A 20,715-nucleotide genomic window follows, 5' to 3' on the forward strand; every position below is an offset into this window, starting at 1 on the left:
GGATGAGCTGTATCGACAGGCGCCGGATGCCCGCCGATTCACCAAATGGCGGGCAGCAATAGATGCGGTGCCGACTAGTCGGAATCTAGTAATGGAGGAATCGTGAAGTTGGACCTGCTCTATGCGCTGACCAACCGTTCGGGCGAACTGTCGTGGCACGAGGTCCTGCAGCAGACGCGACGGCACGCGGTGCTGGCGGACGAGTTGGGTTTCGATCGTATTTGGCTCGGCGAGCACCACTTCGACGTCGACGGCACCGACGCGAGCCCGAACCCGATCATGCTGGCAACCGATCTCGCGGCACGCACGGAGCGGATCCGGCTCGGAATGGCCGCGGTGTCCTTGACGCTGTGGCACCCGCTGCGCGTAGCGGAGGATTTGGCGCTGCTGGACCACTTCAGCGGTGGGCGACTCGACGTCGCCTTCGGCCGTGGAATCCTGCCGATCGAGGTGATGAATCTGAACCCTGCAGCGAACCGCTGGAACGGGAGCGACAACAGTCGCGAGATCTTTGCCGAGAACCTGGAGATCGTCCGCAAAATCTGGACCGAGGATCAGTTCAGTTGGAAGGGTCCGCGCTATACCTTCCCGGAGCCGGGAACGAAGTTCATTCATTCACCGGGTGCGCCGATGCCCGATGGCTGGGTGGACGACAACAGCGAACTGGTCGCGTTCGGAATGACTCCGAAACCGCTGCAAAAGCCCACCCCGCCGCAATTCGCGGTAACCGAATCCCTCGAAGGCTTCCGCGGTGCGGCCCATACGGAATTGAAGCCCATCACGTGGTACCCGACCGGACAGGTCCTGCGGAATCTCCTCGACGTCTATCGCGCCGAGCGCGAGGCAGTCACCGGGCACGCACCAGCGCTAGGGGAGGACGTCGGCGTCCTTCGGTTGACCTACGTTGCGGACACGGACGAGGAGGCGCGTCGAATCACCGAGGCGAGCGTCGTCGAATTCTTCGAACTTGTCTGCCGAGTAAGGGGAATCGGAGTCTGGCTCGACGCCGACGAGGATCCAGCCGATCCTCGCTACCGCGCAATGGATCCATTCGATCTGTTGATGGAGCGTGACCACCTGATGATCGGTTCGCCACAGAGCGTCTCCGAGCGGATGTGCAGGCTGAGCCGATCCCACGGCATCCAGAACTGGCTCGTGCAGATGGGCTTCCCCGGCGTCGCGCACTCCGACGTCGACCGGTCCCTCGAGCTTTTTGCCAGCGGCGTCATGCCCGAGCTACGCAAGATCGCACCCGCGACGCTTGCGACACGCTGAATTCTGTTCGGCGCGAGAAGGAGTCGACGATGGCGGATAGAACGTTCACCGACTGGCACACGCACATCTACTTGCCCGAGCACCTCGGACCGGTCTGGACCGATCGAGGTACCGAGCTCGTCGGCCGTCCCGGATTCGGTGCGGCAGATCTGGCCGAACACAGCCGCGTGATGGCGACGTCGGGTGTCGAGAAGTTTCTGATCATCGGGTTGCAGGTCGCGCGTATCGGGATGTTCGTACCGAACGAATTCGTCGGCGAGTATCTGGCCGACAACCGCGATCGTGCAATCGCAGTCGGCAGTGTCGACCCAACCCAGCCCGATGCAGCGGACCAACTGCGACTTGCGGTGCGCGAGTACGGCTTGCACGGAGTCAAGTTGTCGCCGCCCTACCAGGGCTTCCACCCACATTCCGACGAGGCATACGCGGTGTATCGGGCGGCGGCAGATCTCGGCATCTTCCTGATGTTCCACCAGGCGAGCGTCTTCGCGCCGGACGGGTTCAACGAATTCGCGAGTCCGACTCTGCTGGACAAGGTTGCGCGCGAATTCCGGGACACGAACCTGCTGCTCGCTCATTTCGGCAAGCCATGGATGAACGAGTGTGTCGAGTTGATGATGAAGAACCGCAACGTTTTTGCGGATGTGTCGACGCTGCCGATCAAGACCTGGCAGATGTACAACGGACTACGGTTGGCGATAGAGGGGCACGTGACGGATCGCCTCGTCTTCGGTTCGGACTTCCCGTCCTTCGACCCGAGGGAAGCAGCCGAGGATTTCCTCGCCATCTCCGATCTCGCTATGCCCCTACCCATTCCGCGCCCGGTTGTCGAAGACATCCTCTACAACCGGTCGTTCGATCTGATCGTGAACACATGACCGATCGTGAACACCTGAAGGAGACCCACGTGATCGACTACCTCAACCCGCCCGCGATCGGCGATTTCGCCCGCGTCGGATTGTCTTCCGGCACAGCGACCGACGTGCTTGTGTACGCGGCCGGCCTCGCTATGGATCCCGACACGATGCGTCGACGCGACGATGCCACGACGATCGCGGACGAAACCCGGATCTGTCTTGCCAACATCGCCACCATCCTTGCCGAGGCGGGGGTCACTCTGCGCGAGGTCGTCAAGACGACCTGCTATCTCCGCGACGACGCCTATCGAGGGGAGTTCATCGAGGCCTACCGTGCCGCCTTCGGTGAGGGGCCGTATCCGGCTCGTTCGACGTTCGTCCTCGGTATCGCGTCGGACCTCCGTGTGCAGATCGAGGCCGTCGCGGTCCGGTCGACCTCGAGCTGATCATGGCAACACCGACGGATACTCCCAAGGTTCGGATCGAGTGCCGCGCAGACGGGGTGCGGGTTCTTCTGCTCGACGACCCTGCCAAGCGAAACGCGATCGGTCCCGCCATGCGCGAGGAACTGAATGCTGCCGCAACACAATTGGGGCAGGATGCCGCTGCTCGCTGTCTCGTCGTCACGGGCTCCGGTTCGTCGTTCTGTGCGGGCGCGGACCTGGTTGCGCTGTTCGATGTCGATGGTGCGTCGCCGTCGGAGATCCGCGCACGCCAACTGTCGTACTACGAGAGCTTCCTTTGGCTGCGCGAACTCCCGTATCCGACAGTCGCAGCGGTCAACGGACACGCGATCGGTGCGGGTATGAACGTGGCGCTGGCGTGCGACATCGTCGTCGCAGGACCCAATTCCACGTTCGGCGCAAGCTTCGCGAAACTCGGTCTCCATCCCGGTGGGGGAGCCACTTCGTTTCTGACGCACCGGATCGGTGCGGGGCGCGCCTTGCGGGCGCTGCTACTCGGACTCACCTTCGACGGCGCGGAGGCCCACACACAGGGACTCGCCGATGTGTTTGCTGCCGACCCGCAGGCTGCCGCGCTCGCCATCGCTACCGACATAGTCGCCTTGGAACCGTCACTCGCTCGAGACATCAAGCGCTCGGTGGCCGTCGCCGCAAGTAGTCCTTTCGCTGTGTCGGTCGGCTTCGAGTCGTGGGCGCAGGCAGCAAGTTCGTTCAACCCTGGTGTGCGGGACGCCATCCGCGCCGCAGGACGCTCGACCAGACCTCTCGCGAAGGAGAATTCACGATGATCGACAAGACGATCGACAAGGACACATTCAAAAAGATAATGGCGTGCGCGCCCGGACCCGCGACCATCGTGACCGCGACCGGCGCCGATGATCGACCACAGGGGCTGACGGTGTCGGCAGTGTGTTCGGTGTCGTTGGACCCGCCGTTGGTGCTCGCGTGCCTCGATCTCGGCTCCAACACTTTGCAGGCGGTGCGTTCGAGTGGTGCCTTCACGGTGAACTATATCGCGAGTGGCCGTGAGCACGTGGCGCTCGACTTCGCGGTCAAGTCCGACTCGAAGTTCGACGGTCACAGGTGGTCTGCACCGGTGGGCGTGGCGGGCGGGCCGATACTCGACGAGCACAGTGCCGCCTTTGCCGTCTGCAGGGTCGAGCAACTCGTCGACGCGGGGGACCATGTGATCGTCGTCGGCGCAGTCGTCGACGGTCAGGCAAGCGACGACTGCCACGCGCTCGCGTACGCACGTCGGGCCTTCTTCACCGCTGCGGGCGTCTGATGCCGAGGACGCCCGTGGTCGGCGTCGTCGTCGGAAATCCGCGGCTGGGGTCACGGACGACAACCGTTGCTCTGGAGGTCGCAGACCAGGTGGCATCCGCTCTGTCGGGCAGCGTCGGAAAGGTCGTCGAACTAGCGGATCATGCAGCGTCAGTGCATGATCCCGATGCGACCGAGGTGCAGAACGACCTCGAGTCGTTGCGCACAGTGCAGGTACTCGTCGTTGCCTCGCCAACCTACAAGGCGACCTACACCGGACTGCTGAAGTCGTTTGTGGACCGCTACGGCGCGGGTGCACTCGACGGTGTCGTGGCGATCCCGGTGATGGTCGGCGGTGCGCCACAACATGCTCTTGCCTGCGAAGTGCATTTGCGTCCCCTCCTTGTCGAACTCGGCGCGGTTGTTCCGACTCGTGGTTTGTTCGTCTTGGAGGCGGAGCTCAGTCGGCTCCCGGACGTGGTCGGCGACTGGCTCTCGGGCGGAGCAGAAGCACTGCGATCGAATCAGCGAACTGCCCAGCCATGCCGGCAAGTTGGCTAGGTAGCATAAAGCTAAGGCGCACAATGGTTTACCTAGCCCAGCACTCCTCATCCTACCGACTCGTCGGTAGGTCCGCGTATATTCGTCGCACGTGAGTGTGCGTTATCGAGCCGTGGTGCAGAGAGGTGAACGGGTGGTACCACCGAAGAAATCGAGCAGCCGACCCGACGGGCGTCGGGTTCGCGACCCCGACGGTGCACGGCGCGCGCTGCTGAAGAGTGCAGTCGGGCTGTTCGAGCAAAACGGCTACGCGGCAACGTCGGTCCAGAGCATCGTCGACGACGCCGAACTGACGAAAGGTGCGTTCTACCACCACTTCGCCAGCAAAGAAGACCTGCTTCGCCGGGTCCACGACGAGTTCATCAACTATCAACTCGGCCGCGCGCGCCAGGTTCTTGCCGACACACAGCAGAGCACCGACGAGACGCTTCGGCGATTGATCAGCGAAGCACTCCTGGAGCCGATGTCGATCTACAAGTCGGAGATCACCGTGTTCCTGCAGGAGAGGCGCTTTCTGTCCGGCGACGTCTTCGCCGAGATCCAGCGCAAGCGCGACGAATTCGAGCATTGTTTCGTCGAGGTCATCGACCGCGGAATGCGTGAGGGAGTATTCCGCAAAGTCGGCGCTGCGCGGTTGGTTGCGTTCGGGATCATCGGCATGGGCGCGTGGACGCACGTGTGGCTCGATCTCGGCGGCTCCGTCACTCCCAAGGAGCTCGGCAACATCTACGCGGACATTCTGCTGGAGGGGCTCGTGGAACCGACGGCCAAATCCGGATAGCAGCAACGAATCACACTGTGCGCGGTTGGCGAGTCCTTCGACTCCCCAACCGCGCACAGTCGTCTTCGGGGCCGGAGACAAGGGCGCGTACGAGCGCGAATACGTAGTAGATACGTAGTTTCCTGCTCGCGCCGCCTCTGCTGCACGTGGATTCTGGTGTGACGGCTGCCACTTCGCACGATATGGGCACGCCGGCAACGCATCTCACTGTAGGAGAGAGAAAACTGTGCCCGAATATCTGAATCCGTGGAACCTGCCGTACCCCCGATACGGAATGACTCCCGGCGTTGCAACGGACGATTTCGTCTTCGCCGGCGGTATGGCGCTCGACCTCGAAACTGTAAGGCGCAAGCCCGAAGCCGACACGATCGCCGCCGAAACCAAGATCGCGCTCGACGAGATTCGTGGCCTGCTCGAAGCAGCGGGAAGCAGTCTCCGCGATGTGGTCAAGACGACGTGCTACCTGAGCGACGACTCGTACCGCAAGGAGTTCTGGGAGGCGTACACCGAGGTCTTCTCGCCAGGGCCGTTTCCCGCGCGCACCACGTTCGTCGTTGGTATCGCAGGCGATTGCCGGGTCGAAATCGACGCCATCGCTCGTCGACCGAAGCAGTAGCCACCGCACCCACGGAAAGGACCGCAAATGTACGAAGATCAAGTGTCGATCGGTGCGCAACTGACGACAATTCTGTACGTCGTCGGCGTTATCGCCATCATGCTCGCCCTCGCGGGTGTGATTCTGTTCGACGCAGGGCTGAGCCGTTCGGGCAACGTCATGCACACGCTCATCCAGAAGTTGGCCGCCGCCTTCGTTGCCGCGGCCGGAATGTCGATCGTCGGTTTCGCAATTTGGGACTGGCAGTTCAACCAGGCGTTCGGTGTGTCGAACGGACTGAGCAAGGCGATCGGGGACTGGTGGCTCGGCGGACCGAATATCAACACATTGCCCCAAAACATCGATCCCGCAGTCGTTCCCGGCGCTGACTCCTACCACGCGTTCTTTGCGATCTTCATATTGTTCGCCGCTTTCCTCGCCGCATTGCTGGCCGGCGCCGTGATCGAACGTGTCAAGACGATGCCGTTGGCGCTGGTCGCTCTGGTCTTCGGTGCACTGGTCGTCCCCTTCGGCGGTTACCTCGTCTATGGACCGGTAGGGCCGCTCTCGAATGCAGGCACACACGATTTCGGTGGATCGTTCTTCTACATCCTGCTCGGCTGTTGGGCGCTCGTACTGGTGTGGCGAGCGAAGCCGCGGGTCGGCGTTTTCAGTGGGACGTCAGCTGTGCCGCCTGCACCGCACAACCTCGTGTACACCGTCGTCGGGATGCTCCTCTTTCTCGCAGGATTGTGCGGATATGTGCTGGTCAACGGATTCTTGGTGCCGGGTGCCGGGTACTTCGGAATCACCTTGAACGATTCGGGGATGGGGATCGTCGTCACCAACCTCATGATGGCGTTCGCGGCGTCCGCGATGGGCGGACTGTTGACCTGGAAGATCAGCAACAACCCGTTCTTCTTCCTCGTCGCGCCGGTGAGCGGCTGGATCGGAGTCGCAGGTCTGATCGACGTGGTCAAGCCATGGCAGGCCGGTGTGACCGCGTTCTTCGCGCCCTTGATCGTGCTCGCGGGCTACAAGCTGATGATTCGTCTGAAGCTCGACGATCCCAAGGTCGTGCCGCTGACGCTCGGCCCCGCGATCTACAGCGCCCTTATGACCGCGATCTTCGCGAGCGGCGTCAAGCAGGGCGGATACTTCGGGCTCGAAGGCGATTACGCGTTCCAGCACGCCTCCATCGGACTCGTGCAACAACTCATCGGAGTCGGGGTCTTCCTCGCTCTCGGACTCGTCTCGGCGCTCGTCGTCGTGGTCGCGGTCGAGAAGACAGTCGGTCTGCGGGACCCTCGAGTCGACGAGGGGCTCGACGGACAACTGGACCGAGCCGTCATAGGTCTTGCCGCCTACTCGGAGCACACGGATTCGGTCCGGCGCGACGACCCGACCGCCGACGAAGTCACTCTGGTCCGCTGATCTGCGGGCCTACCCAACCACCACCAACATTCGAACAGACAGGAAGTCTTGCAATGGAATTCGGGATCTTCATTCCTAGCGCTCGGAACGGCTACATCATGTCCGAGACCGCACCGCAGTACTCACCGACCTACTCCCACATGCGCGAGATCATTCAGACCGGTGAGGAGAACGGCTTCTCGTTCGCACTGTCGCTGTCGTGCCTGCGCGGCCACGGCGGAACGACGGGGTTCTGGGACGACGCCCTGGAGTCGATGACCCAGATGGCCGCCCTGGCACGCGACACCACAACTATGAAGCTCATCGGCTCGGTCAACATCCTCGCGATCCACCCGGCCATCGCGGCTCGGATGGCGATGACCATCGACTCGATCAGCGACGGCCGTTTCTCGCTCAACATCGTTCCAGGTGGTTGGCACCCGAGGGAACTCGAAGTTATGAAGGTGTGGCCGGGTTACGAGTACAACAGCTACCGCTGGAAGTACGCCGGCGAGTACTGCCAGGTGGTACGGGAACTCTGGGAGAACGGCGTCACCAACTTCCAGGGCGAGTACTTCCAGTACGAGGACCTGCGGATGGGACCGAAGCCGCCGCACCACATGAACATCGTCTGCGCCGGTGCCTCCGACGACGCCATCAAGTTCACGACGCGCTACGCCGACTACGCCTTCCGCCTGGCGTTGGGGGGCAAGGAGGCGCTCGCGGAAGTCGTCGATCGGTTCAACCAGCAGATGGAGGAGGCGCAGCGCTCGATCAAGCCATATGTCGCGCTCGGTGTGGTCATCGCCGATACCGACGAGGAAGCGGAGGCGAAGCTGCAGAACTTCGTCGACCACGCCGACTTCGGTGCGATCGAATACATGGTGAGCGGAGCCGTCACCGACACCGCTCAGGGCGGGACGTCCGAGCTGCTGGCAAGCATGGATCAGAAAGGCGCAGTGCAGATGTCGACCGACTTCATCACCGGTTCGCCGGAAAGTATTGCGCGCCAACTGGATGAGTGGGCCGAGATCGACGTCGCGGGCTACATGTTGATCTTCCCGGACTACGTCGAGGACATAAAACGTATGGGCAGCGAAGTGTTTCCGCTGATGAAGAACTTCAGCGCATCGAAGCTTGTGGTGTCGGCATGACCACCACACTGCTCTCACCGGACCTGCGCACTCGGGTACAGGACGCGCACAAGATGCTGATCGGTTCGGAGTGGGTCTCGGCAGCATCGGGCGCGACCTTGTCGGTCGAGGATCCGGCGACCGGACAGGTCGTTGCGGAGGTGCCAGCCGGCGACATCGAAGATGTCGATCGCGCGGTCGCCGCCGCGCGTGCAGCCCTGCGCGGTCCATGGAGTCGGATCACGCCACAGGAGCGCGGCAAACTGATCTGGCGGCTGGCCGACCTGATCGAGGCGCGCGCACAGGAATTGGCCGAGTTGGAATCGCTCGACGCCGGGATGCCGATCATGGAGGCGCGGTATGTCGACGTCGCCTTCTCGATCGACGTGCTCAGGTATTACGCGGGTTGGCCGACCAAGATCACTGGCGACACGATTCCCGTGTCGTTTCCGATGAACTTCGGCGGTCCGTATCACGCGTACACCGTGCGTGAACCGGTCGGTGTCGTCGCTGCGATAGTGCCGTGGAACCTGCCGCTGATGATGGCCGTCAAGAAGCTGGCACCAGCGCTGGCGACAGGGAACACCATTGTCGTCAAGCCTGCCGAGCAGACGCCGCTTTCGATCGCGCTGTTGGCGAATCTTGTTCTGGAAGCGGGTATTCCGGAGGGCGTGTTCAACTATGTGACCGGTTACGGCGAGACTGTCGGCGCGGCACTCGTCGAGCACCCGGGTGTCGACAAGATCAGCTTCACCGGCTCCGGACCAACAGGCAAGGCCATCGCGCGGGCTGCCACGGGAACGCTGAAGCGGGTGTCGTTGGAGTTGGGCGGCAAGTCGCCCAACCTGATCTTCGACGACGCCGATCTGGTCAAGGCGATTCCGTCGTCAGCGCTCGCGATCTTCGCCTGCCAGGGCGAAAGCTGCGTCGCAGGTTCGAGACTGTATGCGCAGCGCGGCGTATACGACGAGGTCGTGGCCGGTCTGGCGGAGCGAGCCCGCAGTATCAAGCTCGGCCCCGGCCTCGATCCGTCCAGTGAGATGGGACCGCTCATCTCGGCGGAGCATCGGGACAAGGTGCTCGGCTACATCGATCTCGGCCGAAAGGAAGGCGTCGACGTCGTGACCGGTGGTGGGCGCCACGGCGCAGAGGGCTACTTCGTCGAACCGACCATTCTGACGAACGTTCATGCTCGGTCACGTCTGGTTCGCGAGGAGATTTTCGGGCCGGTGCTGTCGGTGATCCCGTTCGATTCCGAAGACGAGGTGCTCGGTCTCGCCAACGACTCCGAGTTCGGTCTCGGGGCCGGGGTGTGGACGCGCGATCTCGCTCGCGCGCACCGCCTTTCCGGGGCGATCGAGGCCGGCCAGGTCTGGGTGAATTGTTACCAGGCTGTCGATGCCGCACTGCCGTTCGGCGGGTACAAGCAATCGGGATGGGGCCGGGAAACCTGCCGAGAAAACCTCGACGAGTTCCTCGAACTCAAGACCGTCGTGATCGGACTCTGAGGCGATCACGGTGTCGCGATCATGACCTGGCGGCCTGAACTCGTGCACGGCGAGGCAACCGCACGTGTCGGTCTGGACGAGGACATGTTGTCCTCGTTTCGTCCGATCGTCGCGGGAGCGCGCCGGGTAGGGGAGACTACGGGAGTGGTCCTGCCCCTACCCGGCGACGGCGCCTCAGGAGATCCAGGGGATCTGCCGCTGGAGCTGACGCGATTCATCGGTCGGCGTCACGAGTTGGCACTCGCTCGGCATGCGCTGGAGCGTGCGCGGCTCGTGACCCTGACCGGTACCGGTGGCGTCGGAAAGACCCGGCTCGCTTTCCAACTCGCACGTGACGCGGCACGGGCCTTCGAAGAGGGCATCCGGCTGGTGGCTCTCGCCGACGTTCAGGATCCCGCCCTGCTCGGGCACACGGTGAATGCTGCGGTCGGCATCAGGGAAACGTCCTCCCGCTGGCAGTTGTCTACGCTGGTCGACCATCTGCGCGATCGGCAGATGTTGCTCGTGTTCGACAACTGCGAGCATCTCGTGGACGCTGCCGCAACACTTGTCGACGCTCTCTTGCGATCGTGTCCACGGTTACGAATCGTGGCGACGAGTAGGCAGGCGCTCAACATCGATGGTGAAGCCTCGGTTTCGGTTCCACCTCTGTCGGTTCCACCGCTGTCGGCACCGCATCCGTACGGGACGCCGAGCCGGACCGCTATCGCCGAAAGCGAAGCTGTTTCGATGTTCGTCGACCGTGCTCTCACGGCGGTTCCGGGATTCGAATTGAACACCGAGACCGAACCGCAGGTGGTCGAACTGTGTCAGTTGCTCGACGGGATACCACTCGCGATCGAGCTTGCGGCAGTTCGCCTTCGGGTGCTGCCACTGTCCGAACTGCTTGCCCGCATGGGGGATCGCTACCGTCTCCTCACACACGGCAGCCGCACGGCGCCGGCACGGCATCAGACGCTGCGTGCATCGATCGACTGGACTTTCGATCTCTGTTCGCCGGAGGAGCAGCTGCTGTGGAGCAGGCTCGCTGTGTTCACCGGCGGCTTCGACCTCGCGGCCGCCGAAGCGGTCACATCCGGTGGCGCTATCGAACGTGACGCGGTGCTCGATCTGGTGTCAGGACTCGTCGACAAGTCGATCCTCACCCGTGTGGCGGAAGCCCGTGAGCCGCGATACCAGATTCTGGAGACGATTCGGCAGTACGGAGCGGAACGACTGGACGAGGCCGAGTCGATCGAATTGGAACGTCGACACCGGCAGTGGTTCGTCGCGCTAGCGTCGCGAGCAGACGAAGACTGGTCGGGTCCTCGTCAGGCGCAGTGGTTGGAGCGATTGCGCTGGGAGCACGCAAATCTGCGTACTGCCCTCAATTCGTGTCTCACGAACGATGCGCAGAGTGGCCTGCGGCTGGTCTGGTCCATCGAAAACTATTGGTTGGCAAGAGGATTTCTGGCAGAGGCTCGGCAGTGGCTCGACGAGCTCGGTGGGGTGGCGGTCGAGCCGACCGTCGACCGTGGACGTGGTCTTCGGCTCAGTGCCTGGCTCGCCGTACTGCAAGGTGACCAGGACGTCGTCCCCGCCCTTCTCGAGCAGGCAGAGGAGATCGCGACTCACACCGGCGACGGTGTCCTCGCAGCCTTCGTTGCCCAGACCTGGGGACTGAGTGCGCTGTTTCGCGGCGATCTACCGTTCGCCGTCGAGCGTGTCGAGCAGGCCGTAGCGACGTTTGCGAAGCTGGGTCACCGCAACGGCGAGATTCATTCGACGTTCGAGGTCGGCCTCGCACTCAGCTTCTCAGGGGAGACCGAGAGCGCGGCACGGTGGCACCGCCGATGCAACGACCTCACCACAGCGATGGGTGAGTCGTGGTGGCGTTCGTTCTCGCTGTGGGCGTACGGAATCGACAAGTTGCGCCAGGGCGACGTTGCCGCAGCGCTCGAGCTGGAGCGCGAAAGCCTGGTTCTGAAAAGGCAATTGGGTGACCAACTCGGCATAGCCGTATGCCTCGAGGCTATGTCGTGGATCGCGGCGTCCGACGGCGACGTCGACCGAGCCGCTCGGTTGCTCGGGGCGGCCGACGCTCTACTCCGTCAGGTCGGCATGCCTCTCGAAGGTATTCAGCGGCTGTGGGCGTTTCATTTGCAGTGGGAGGACACCGTACGGCGCCGGGCGTCGGAACGCGGGTTTCGCGTCGCCTACGCGTCGGGGGCTGCCATGTCCGCGGACGCGGCAGCCGCGTTTGCGCTACGTGAGACGCCCGAATCGGCACCGGACGAGTCGGACAACGAGCTCGCAGCCTTGACGAAGCGGGAACGAGAAGTGGGCGAGCTAGTGTCTCGCGGTCTGACCAACCGGGAAATCGCTGCGTCGTTGGTGATTTCGGTTCGCACCGCGGAGAAGCACGTCGATCGGATCATGTCCAAGCTCGGGCTTGCGAACCGGACGCAGATCGCAGCGTGGGTCACGAGTCGTGGCGGCGACAAGAGCTCGTAGCATACCAATCGGTATATAGCGGGCCGTCTTCGGCGGACTTACGTACGTAGAGAACGCAACGAAATGCGTAGTTACACGAATAGACCGGCCGGCAATGCCGGAAGTAGCCTCGATATCAATCCACTACATACCGGCTAGACAGTATGTAGCTGCTTTCGAGAGAGGGATCGCGCCATGAGTACCTACGACTTCATCATCGTCGGCGGCGGAACCGCCGGATGTGTTGTGGCAGGCCGACTCAGCGAAGACCCCGCAGTCCAGGTTCTGCTGCTCGAAGCAGGTGGCACGGACCGCCGGGCCGACATCGAGGCACCGGGAGCATGGCCGAGTCTGGCTGGCAGCGAAGCAGATTGGGGCTACACGACCGTCCCGCAGGAAACGCTTGGACGCACCGTTCCTGCGACGCGCGGTCGAGTTCTCGGCGGATCGGGTTCGATCAACGTCATGGCGCATCTGCGCGGCCACCGACTCGATTACGACGATTGGGCAGCGGCGGGGGCCACGGGCTGGGACTACGAATCGATTCTTCCGTACTTCATCCGTTCCGAGGATGCACCGCACGGCGACCCACGGTTTCGCGGCCGCGGCGGGCCGCTCACCCCACGTCCCATCGAGGCTCCACACCCGCTCTCCCTGGCACACGTCGAGGCTGCGAGGGCGGTCGGTCACGTAGTGTCGCAGGACCTCAACGGACCCGAGTTGCTCGGGGCCGGATGTCACGATCTGCTGATCGCGGACGGTGTCCGGCAGAGCACGGCGACGGCGTATCTGCGGCCCGCGCTCGACCGCCCGAACCTGACGGTTCGCACCGGCGCGGACGTTGCCGGCCTCGTGGTGTCGGGTGGCCGTTGCACCGGCGTCCGGTATACCTGGGACGGTCGGGCGATCACGGATTCTGTTGCGAGCGAGGTAGTTCTGTGCGCCGGTGCGGTGGCTACGCCCCGTTTGCTCATGCTCGCAGGCATCGGCCCTGCTGCCGAGCTGGAGGACCTCGGGATCGGGACTGTCGTCGATTCGGCCGAAGTTGGACGCAACCTGCAAGACCACATTCTGCTCGCCGGCGTGCGGATGCGTGCCGATCGACCGTTGCCCGTGCCGAGCGGCAACTACGCCGAATCCACGTTGTTCATGAAAACCGATGCGGCCCAGACTCGGTCCGAGTTGCAGATCGTGCAGATCCAGGTCGACTACCACCTGCCATGGCAGCAGGCCGTGCCGAACGGATTCACCTTCGGGATCGGTCACATGCGGCCACGCAGTCGCGGAACGGTCCGCCTCGCATCCGCCGATCCGGCACGGCCGCCCCTGATCGACCCACGCTATCTGACCGACGACTACGACATGGGTCAGCTCATTGCCGGAATCGAGGCGGTGGACGTTCTCGCACGGTCCGGCGCATTCGACGAGTGGGGCGGAGACTGCGAGACAACGGATTTGCTGAAACTCGATCGGCCGCAACTGGAACAGGCCGTTCGTGAATCGGTCAGCAGCTTCTTTCATCTTTCCGGTACCTGCCGGATGGGCGCGGATTCCGAGGCGGTGGTCGATCCGCAGCTACGTGTGAACGGTGTCGCCGGCTTGCGTGTCGCCGATGCCTCGGTGATGCCGAGCATCGTCTCGGCGAACACGAACGCAGCGACAGTACTGATCGGCGAAGTAGCCGCAGACCTGCTCCGCGGTGAACTGCGCCCGCACTAGAACAGCCACGATGCGGCGGCACTCGATATCTCGTCGCGTCTACCAAATACCAACTAGTCGGAACGACTGAATCGAAGGAGCGGATATGCACACAGGATTGACTCTCGTTTTCCAGAACCTGGACGGAAAGCTGACCGACGAAGAGGCCTTTCGGCACGAACTGGACCTGGCTCTGCGTGCGGAAGGGGTCGGCTTCGATTCGGTGTGGACACCTGAACACCACTTCACCGCCTACGGCATGACTCCCGATGTGCCGCAGTTCCTTTCGTGGCTGGCCGCCAAGACGTCCACCATCAAGCTCGGCACGATGGTGTCCGTACTGCCATGGCAGGATCCGGTCCGAGTCGCAGAGGGCTTCTGCCTGCTGGATCATCTGTCGGAAGGCCGAGCCGTCGTGGGAATCGGTCGGGGACTCGGACGCGTCGAGTTCGACGGATTCCGCGTCGAAATGGGGCAGTCGCGAAAGCTTTTCGCCGAATACGCAGAGGCGATCCTCAACGGGTTCGAGTCCGGAGTGATGGAGTACGACGGCGAGCTGTACAAGCAGCCCGCGATGGAACTTCGTCCGGCACCGTACGCATCGTTTCGTGGTCGCACCTTCGCGTCGGCGGTCTCACCGCAGTCGATCGATCTGATGGCGAGCCTCCAGGTCGGCCTGATGGTTATTGCACAAAAGCCATGGGACAAAGCGGAAGCCGAGATGAAGGCCTACCGGAACCGCTACCTGGAGATCAACGGTGAGGAGCCGGCAAAGCCAGTTCTCTGTGTGTTCGTCGGCGTCGGCGAGACCGAGGCCGAGGCGCAACAGATGCGTTCCGTCTATCTCCGCCGATACGCCGAATCCACGGTCCAGCACTACGAATTCGACAACGTCGGGTTCGCGAAGATCGAGGGCTACGAGTACTACGCCGGATTGAGCCGCAACATCGAGAAGCACGGCGTGGACGGTTTCTGCGACTTCCTGGCAGACCTGCAGGTGTGGGGCACGCCGGATCAGGTTGTGTCCCGCATTCTCGACTATGTCGAACGCCTCGACGCCGGTGCCGTCCTTGTCGCCCCTTCGTTCGGCGGGATGGCGCCGGACGTCGCTCGGCGCAATTTCGAACTGCTTGCCTCCGAGGTTCTTCCGCGCCTGCAGGCACACAACGTCGGTGGCGATATCGGCGTCCGGCACGGTGCCGAAACGCGCGAACTACACACCCTGTCCTGAGAGAACTTTCGAGAAAGAGGCACTGATATGACGACAATCGAAACGAAGCCGGCCGCCGCCAACCTGATCGACGGCCAGTGGGGGCCGGGATCCGGAAGCGATGCAATCGAGATCTTCAATCCTGCGACCGGCGAGAAGCTCGCCGATCTCCTGCCTGCGACGATCGAGGATGCCGAAGCTGCGGTCGCGGCTGCGACGCGTGCATTCGTCGAGTGGGGAGCGCGACCGCTCGGCGAACGAGTGCGAATCCTCTACCGCATGAAGACGATTCTCGAAGAGAACGCCGAGAACTTGGCGCGAACGATCACACTCGACCAGGGTAAGTTGCTGGACGAAGCCAGGGGAGAGGTCGCTCGTGCGCTCGATTTCCTCGAGACCGCACTCGCTGCGCCGATGTTGTATCACGGTCAAAACATCAACGTGACAACGGGACTCGACGCCCGCCGCGTGCGCGAGCCGCTGGGAGTGTGCGTCGCAGTCACACCGTCGAATTTTCCCGTGATGAACACCGTGCAGTTCTCCGCCTGGGCACTTGTCACGGGTAATACGTTGATCATCAAGGCCTCCGAGCAAGATCCGATCGCGTCGACCGCAGCAATTCGGCTGCTGCAGCAGGCCGGGGTGCCCGCAGGTGTGCTGACCCTGCTCCATGGCCGCGCAGATGTGGTGAAGCACCTGATATCGCATCCGTCGGTGGCGGCCGTGTCGTGCATCACCTCGTCACCGACCGCAAAGGCCATCTACGAGGCAGCGGCCGCTTCCGGAAAACGGGTGCAGGCCAACGGCGGTGCCAAGAACCCGATCGTCGTCGCTCCCGACGCCGATCTGGACAAGGCCGCCGCAGGCATCATCTCGTCGTCGTACGGAATGGCCGGGCAGCGGTGCCTGGCGGGCAGCAGGGTCGTCGTGATCGGCGAAGTCTACGACGAACTGCTGAAACGCGTTGTCGCCATTGCCAATCAGATCGTCGTCGGCAACGGGTTCGACGACGACGTGACGATGGGCCCGGTGGTGAGCGCGGCGAGCAAGGAGCGAATCCTGGGCGCACTGGCGGAAGCCGAAAGACTCGGTGCGACATTCGTCCTCGACGGCCGGAACGTGAAGCCGTCCGGCGGCGCAGAGACGGAGAACGGTTACTTCATCGGTCCGACGATTATTGCCGGACTCGATCCCGCGCATCCGGTCGAGCGGATGGAGTTGTTCGGACCGGTCATCAACTTCCACCGGGTCGAGTCGTTCGACGCTGCGATCGCGCTCGCCAACGACACCGAATTCGGTAACGCCGCATCCATTTTCACACAGTCGGGTGCGGTGGCCGCTGCCTTCGAACGCCGGGTCCGCGCGGGCAACGTCGGCATCAACTCGTTTCCCGCACCGCCGGCCAACGTCACCATGGGCGGCTACGGCGCATCGTTCTACGGCGATATGCACGTCTGTGGCGATGCGCCCCTGGCCTTCTACACCGATCAGAAGCTGGTGGTATCGAGGTGGTGAGTCCTGCGCTCGTCATCGATGCGGTGCGGTCGCCGATGGGTCGGGGCCGTCCGGGCGGATCGTTGGCCGACGTCCATCCCGTCGAGCTTCTGGCCCAGGTTGTTTCCGCGCTGGTCGCGCGGTCGGGGGTCGACCCGTCCGACGTCGACGACTTGCTCGTCGGCTGCGTCACGCAGTCGTCCGAGCAATCGGGAAACGTGGGCCGGATGGCGTGGTTGGCAGCGGGTCTGCCCGAGCACGTTCCGTCGGTCACGATCGAGCGCAAGTGCGGATCTGGCCAGCAGGCAGTGCAATTCGCCGCCCAGGGCGTCATGGCGGGGTCGTACGACATCGTGATTGCCGCTGGTGTGGAGTCGATGAGTCGGGTTCCGATCGGGTCGAATCGTCAGGGCGCAGACAGCTACGGGCCGTCGGTGCACGATCGGTACTCACCAGGATTGCTACCGCAGGGTGTCGCAGCGGAACTCGTCGCGCAGCGGTGGGGTCTCGACCGCGCACAGCTGGACGAGTTCGCGGCACGCTCACACGAATTGGCGCACGCGGCGGACTCGTCGGGTGCCTTCGTGCGCGAAATCGTACCCATCCGCGCGCCAGGCCGAGTTGTGAAGCGGGACGAAACAATTCGGCCAGGCACCAGCGTCGACTCCCTTCACGATCTGCGGCCTGCCTTCCGGACCGACGAGTACGCCGAACGCTTTCCCGACCTGGACTGGCAGCTCACCGCCGCCAGCTCGTCGCAGCTGACCGATGGTGCAAGTGCGGTGTTGATTGCCAGTGAGCGGGCCGCCGAACGTATGGGTTGGCAAGCGCGGGCTCGGTTTCGGGGGTTCTACGCGTGCGGTGACGATCCGATGCTGATGTTGACGGCCCCGATCGCGGCAACGCGGAAGATCTTGCAGCGCACCGGCTCGAGTGTCGAGGAGATCGACCACTTCGAGGTCAACGAAGCGTTCGCATCGGTTCCGCTGGCGTGGCAGCTGGAGTTGGGTGCAGACAGCGCCCGGCTGAATCCGCGAGGGGGAGCGATTGCGCTGGGCCATCCGCTCGGCGCGACGGGATGTCGGTTGCTGACCACGATGCTGCACGCGATGGAGGACGCCGACCACCGGCTCGGATTGCAGACGGTGTGCGAGGCAGGCGGAATGGCAAATGCCCTTGTGTTGGAGAGATTTCGGTAAGGAGTTGCAATGAGCACGGTCGAGTTCGACAGCGTGGCGCGGGCGATCGCCGACATCGCCGCAGGCAAAGCGGTGGTCGTCGTCGATGACGAGAATCGCGAGAACGAAGGCGACATCATCTTCGCGGCCGAGAAGGCGACACCGGAGTTGATGGCCTTCACGATTCGCCATTCGAGTGGGGTGATCTGCGTACCGATGACCGGGGAACTCCTCGACCGTCTCGACATTCCACTGATGACGCCGCACAATCAAGATCCGTTGCGCACGGCGTACACGGTCTCGGTGGATGCGCGGGTGGGCGTCAGCACGGGCATTTCGGCAGCAGACCGGGCGCGAACTGCTCGGGTGCTCGCCGATCCCGGTGCTGTGCCAGGGGACCTGTCGCGGCCGGGTCACATTTTCCCGCTGCGGTATCGCGACGGCGGTGTGCTGGTGCGGCGCGGCCACACCGAGGCCGCAGTCGATCTTGCGACGTTGGCCGGCCTCCGACCTGCGGGAGTGCTCGTCGAGTTGGTCAACGACGACGGTTCGATGAAGCGCACACCGGAACTGCGACGCTTCGCCGATACCCATGGGCTGGCGATGATTTCGATCGATGCCCTTGTCCAATACCGGCGCCGCCACGAGGTCTTGGTCGAACGGGTGGCAGAAACGTACTTGCCGACGAAGACCTGCGACTTCACCGCCTTCGGATACCGGGCCGCGTTCGACGAGGGTGAGCACATCGCGCTTGTCCACGGTGACATATCCGGTGGTGCACCGGTGTTGACGCGCGTGCATTCGGAGTGCCTGACCGGCGACGTCTTCGGGTCGTGTCGCTGTGACTGCGGTGCGCAGTTGTCCGAGGCGATGGAACGGATCGCGATCGAGGGCAGGGGAGTGGTCGTCTATCTGCGCGGCCACGAGGGTCGTGGGATCGGGCTGGCAGCGAAGTTGCAGGCCTACCGCCTCCAGGATGCCGGGCGGGATACCGTCGACGCGAACTCCGAACTCGGCCTCCCTGTCGACTCCCGCAATTACGGTGCGGCAGCGCAGATTCTTCGCGATCTCGGTGTCCGGTCGGTGCGGCTGCTGACCAACAATCCCGACAAGGTCGCGAGCCTGGCTGAACTGGGGATTGCCGTCGCTGCCCGAATTCCGTTGACGCCCTTGCCGAACCACCACAACGAGGACTATCTCCGCACCAAACGCGAGCGGATGGGACACGAGATCCCCGAGTTGCGTGGTCGCATCACTGCCCGGCTTTGACCGGGCGCCCGAACCCCGGTGCGGCGAGGGGATCTCGCCGCACTGGGCTTCCAATCCAGAGGCCGAGCAGGCTGTTGCTGGGACATCGGCCGAGTGGGTCGGACAGTAACCGCCTGTTCGAGGCCCGGCGTCGGACTGCACTAACATTGCCTCACCCGCTCGACGTGGAGCGGGGTGTATCGAGGGGATCGTCGGCTATGAAGCGTTCGTCCGGTTGGGGTGAACTCGGTGGCTTCGGCCGAGAGTTGCTGCAGCGCCGATCGAACGTGGCGCACGGACCGTCACAGTGGACTGCGAGTTTGCCCGATGCACAGTGGGTGGAACTCGACCGTGGTCGTATAGCGTTCGTGCGGACCCAGTCCGGGCCCACGGATGCTGTTCCGGTGTTGCTGCTGCACGGCTGGACGTGGTCGATGGACCTCAACTTCGTGGATGTGTTTCCCCGCCTTGCAGATTCGCATCCGGTCGTGGCGCTCGACCAGCGTGGACACGGTCACAGCCCTCGATCGGCGTCCACGTTCGACATCGCCGACCTCGCCGACGACGCGGTTGACGTGTTGAACGCTCTCGGTATCCAGCGCGCAATCGTGTGCGGCTTCTCGTTGGGCGGCATCGTGGGGTTGCAATTGGCGTTGCGGCACCCGGATCGAGTCGCAGGTTTGAGCGTTCAAGCGTGTGCTCTGAGCTACCGACAAACGGTCCGCGATCGTCTGGTGTGGCCGTTGTTGCGAGCGACGACGATCTTGGGGGAGCGACCCGAACCGACGTCGGCGATCGCGCGTGTCTATCAGACCTACCGCCACGATGCGACGTTCGATCAGCGCTGGCCCTGGGTGCGAACCGAACTGGCACGTACGACGCACTCCGGCATCGTCGAGGCCGGGGCTGCGGTCCGACGGCACGACCTGCGCGGCCAGGTTGCCGGCTTGCGTGAGCTGCCGACCTCCATGCTTGTCACCAGCCGTGACACGGTCTGTCTGCCATGGCTGCAGCATCAACTCGCCGATCAGATCGGCGCCCGGATAGTCGAACTCGACGAAGATCATTTGGCGCCGATCACGCACCCCGAGCAATACGCCGCGGCTGCAATCGAATCGATTCGCCTCGCAGCGCATTGACGGGCAGCCCTGCTGACGCAGCCTTCAGCATCTGATCGATCGGAAACATCGGCGTCATTTTCCGGACCTATCGTGGTGACCATGGCCGTCGTGGTCCGCACGAGCTCACTTCGCCTGCACATGGAGGCTGGAATGACGAACTCCGACAACACGACTCAGTTGATGCTCGACTTCGCCTGCTCATGGCGTCGATTCGGCGGTGGCCCTGACGAAGACATCATGGTCCGATTCGGTTTGTCCGCTCCGGAGTTCTTCCGGAGAGTGGAACGGATGGTCCAGTCCGGCCAGCACAGGTTGGACGCCGAAACCGCCGACGAGTTGCTGAAGGTATGTAGGCGTCGATTGTGGACCGACCGATCACAGCAGTCGGCCGCTCGAGCGAGATCCCTTCGGCACTCGGCTTGAATCGGTTCGCCGCAGGCCGGG

Annotated in this window: 19 protein-coding genes; all 19 read left to right on the forward strand. The window is 63.4% G+C overall.

The window, feature by feature from the left end; translation table 11 throughout:
- Positions 1–102 precede the first annotated feature (102 nt).
- The 19 genes from JGU71_RS00185 to JGU71_RS00275 all read left to right on the forward strand — a co-directional run bounded on the left by JGU71_RS00185 (position 103) and on the right by JGU71_RS00275 (position 20,694).
- Positions 103–1,275, forward strand: a complete 1,173-nt coding sequence (locus JGU71_RS00185) for an LLM class flavin-dependent oxidoreductase (RefSeq protein ID WP_199700869.1) — start codon at positions 103–105, stop codon at positions 1,273–1,275.
- Positions 1,276–1,304: 29 nt separating this feature from the next.
- Positions 1,305–2,153: an amidohydrolase family protein gene (locus tag JGU71_RS00190; protein ID WP_199700871.1), complete on the forward strand. Its 849-nt coding sequence runs from the start codon at positions 1,305–1,307 to the stop codon at positions 2,151–2,153.
- Positions 2,150–2,578, forward strand: coding sequence for a RidA family protein (locus JGU71_RS00195; protein ID WP_199700872.1), 429 nt, complete (start codon positions 2,150–2,152; stop codon positions 2,576–2,578). The genes JGU71_RS00190 and JGU71_RS00195 overlap by 4 nt, the downstream gene beginning before the upstream one ends.
- 2 nt (positions 2,579–2,580) lie before the next feature.
- On the forward strand, positions 2,581–3,384 hold the full coding sequence (locus tag JGU71_RS00200; protein WP_199700874.1) for an enoyl-CoA hydratase-related protein: 804 nt from the start codon (positions 2,581–2,583) through the stop codon (positions 3,382–3,384).
- Positions 3,381–3,881, forward strand: coding sequence for a flavin reductase family protein (locus JGU71_RS00205; protein ID WP_199700875.1), 501 nt, complete (start codon positions 3,381–3,383; stop codon positions 3,879–3,881). The genes JGU71_RS00200 and JGU71_RS00205 overlap by 4 nt, the downstream gene beginning before the upstream one ends.
- Positions 3,881–4,420, forward strand: coding sequence for an NADPH-dependent FMN reductase (locus JGU71_RS00210; RefSeq protein ID WP_199700876.1), 540 nt, complete (start codon positions 3,881–3,883; stop codon positions 4,418–4,420). Before JGU71_RS00205 ends, JGU71_RS00210 begins: the two co-directional genes overlap by 1 nt.
- 133 nt (positions 4,421–4,553) lie before the next feature.
- Positions 4,554–5,201, forward strand: coding sequence for a TetR-type transcription factor C-terminal domain-containing protein (locus tag JGU71_RS00215; protein WP_307829427.1), 648 nt, complete (start codon positions 4,554–4,556; stop codon positions 5,199–5,201).
- A gap of 226 nt (positions 5,202–5,427) precedes the next feature.
- Positions 5,428–5,817, forward strand: a complete 390-nt coding sequence (locus JGU71_RS00220) for a RidA family protein (RefSeq protein ID WP_199700877.1) — start codon at positions 5,428–5,430, stop codon at positions 5,815–5,817.
- Between the two features lie 27 nt (positions 5,818–5,844).
- A complete protein-coding gene (locus tag JGU71_RS00225) occupies positions 5,845–7,230 on the forward strand; it encodes an ammonium transporter (protein WP_199700878.1) in 1,386 nt (461 codons plus the stop codon).
- A gap of 53 nt (positions 7,231–7,283) precedes the next feature.
- Positions 7,284–8,363, forward strand: a complete 1,080-nt coding sequence (locus tag JGU71_RS00230; RefSeq protein WP_199700879.1) for an LLM class flavin-dependent oxidoreductase — start codon at positions 7,284–7,286, stop codon at positions 8,361–8,363.
- Positions 8,360–9,850, forward strand: coding sequence for an aldehyde dehydrogenase family protein (locus JGU71_RS00235; protein WP_199700880.1), 1,491 nt, complete (start codon positions 8,360–8,362; stop codon positions 9,848–9,850). Before JGU71_RS00230 ends, JGU71_RS00235 begins: the two co-directional genes overlap by 4 nt.
- A gap of 21 nt (positions 9,851–9,871) precedes the next feature.
- The gene (locus tag JGU71_RS00240; protein WP_199700885.1) at positions 9,872–12,343 is read left to right on the forward strand and encodes an ATP-binding protein; all 2,472 of its coding nucleotides are present in this window, start codon (positions 9,872–9,874) and stop codon (positions 12,341–12,343) included.
- A 174-nt stretch (positions 12,344–12,517) separates the two neighbouring features.
- Complete coding sequence (locus JGU71_RS00245) at positions 12,518–14,041, forward strand: GMC family oxidoreductase (RefSeq protein ID WP_199700887.1); 1,524 nt, start codon at positions 12,518–12,520, stop codon at positions 14,039–14,041.
- Between the two features lie 85 nt (positions 14,042–14,126).
- Positions 14,127–15,251: an LLM class flavin-dependent oxidoreductase gene (locus JGU71_RS00250; protein ID WP_199700889.1), complete on the forward strand. Its 1,125-nt coding sequence runs from the start codon at positions 14,127–14,129 to the stop codon at positions 15,249–15,251.
- Between the two features lie 27 nt (positions 15,252–15,278).
- Positions 15,279–16,745, forward strand: coding sequence for an aldehyde dehydrogenase family protein (locus JGU71_RS00255; RefSeq protein ID WP_199700891.1), 1,467 nt, complete (start codon positions 15,279–15,281; stop codon positions 16,743–16,745).
- A complete protein-coding gene (locus JGU71_RS00260; RefSeq protein WP_199700893.1) occupies positions 16,742–17,923 on the forward strand; it encodes a thiolase family protein in 1,182 nt (393 codons plus the stop codon). Before JGU71_RS00255 ends, JGU71_RS00260 begins: the two co-directional genes overlap by 4 nt.
- Positions 17,924–17,932: 9 nt before the next feature.
- Complete coding sequence (locus JGU71_RS00265; RefSeq protein WP_199700901.1) at positions 17,933–19,171, forward strand: bifunctional 3,4-dihydroxy-2-butanone-4-phosphate synthase/GTP cyclohydrolase II; 1,239 nt, start codon at positions 17,933–17,935, stop codon at positions 19,169–19,171.
- 197 nt (positions 19,172–19,368) lie between these two features.
- On the forward strand, positions 19,369–20,289 hold the full coding sequence (locus JGU71_RS00270) for an alpha/beta fold hydrolase (RefSeq protein ID WP_199700903.1): 921 nt from the start codon (positions 19,369–19,371) through the stop codon (positions 20,287–20,289).
- A gap of 132 nt (positions 20,290–20,421) precedes the next feature.
- A complete protein-coding gene (locus JGU71_RS00275) occupies positions 20,422–20,694 on the forward strand; it encodes a hypothetical protein (RefSeq protein WP_199700905.1) in 273 nt (90 codons plus the stop codon).
- The last annotated feature ends 21 nt before the right edge of the window (positions 20,695–20,715 follow it).

This window comes from Antrihabitans stalagmiti (assembly GCF_016482825.1).
Taxonomy (GTDB): Bacteria; Actinomycetota; Actinomycetes; order Mycobacteriales; family Mycobacteriaceae; genus Antrihabitans; species Antrihabitans stalagmiti.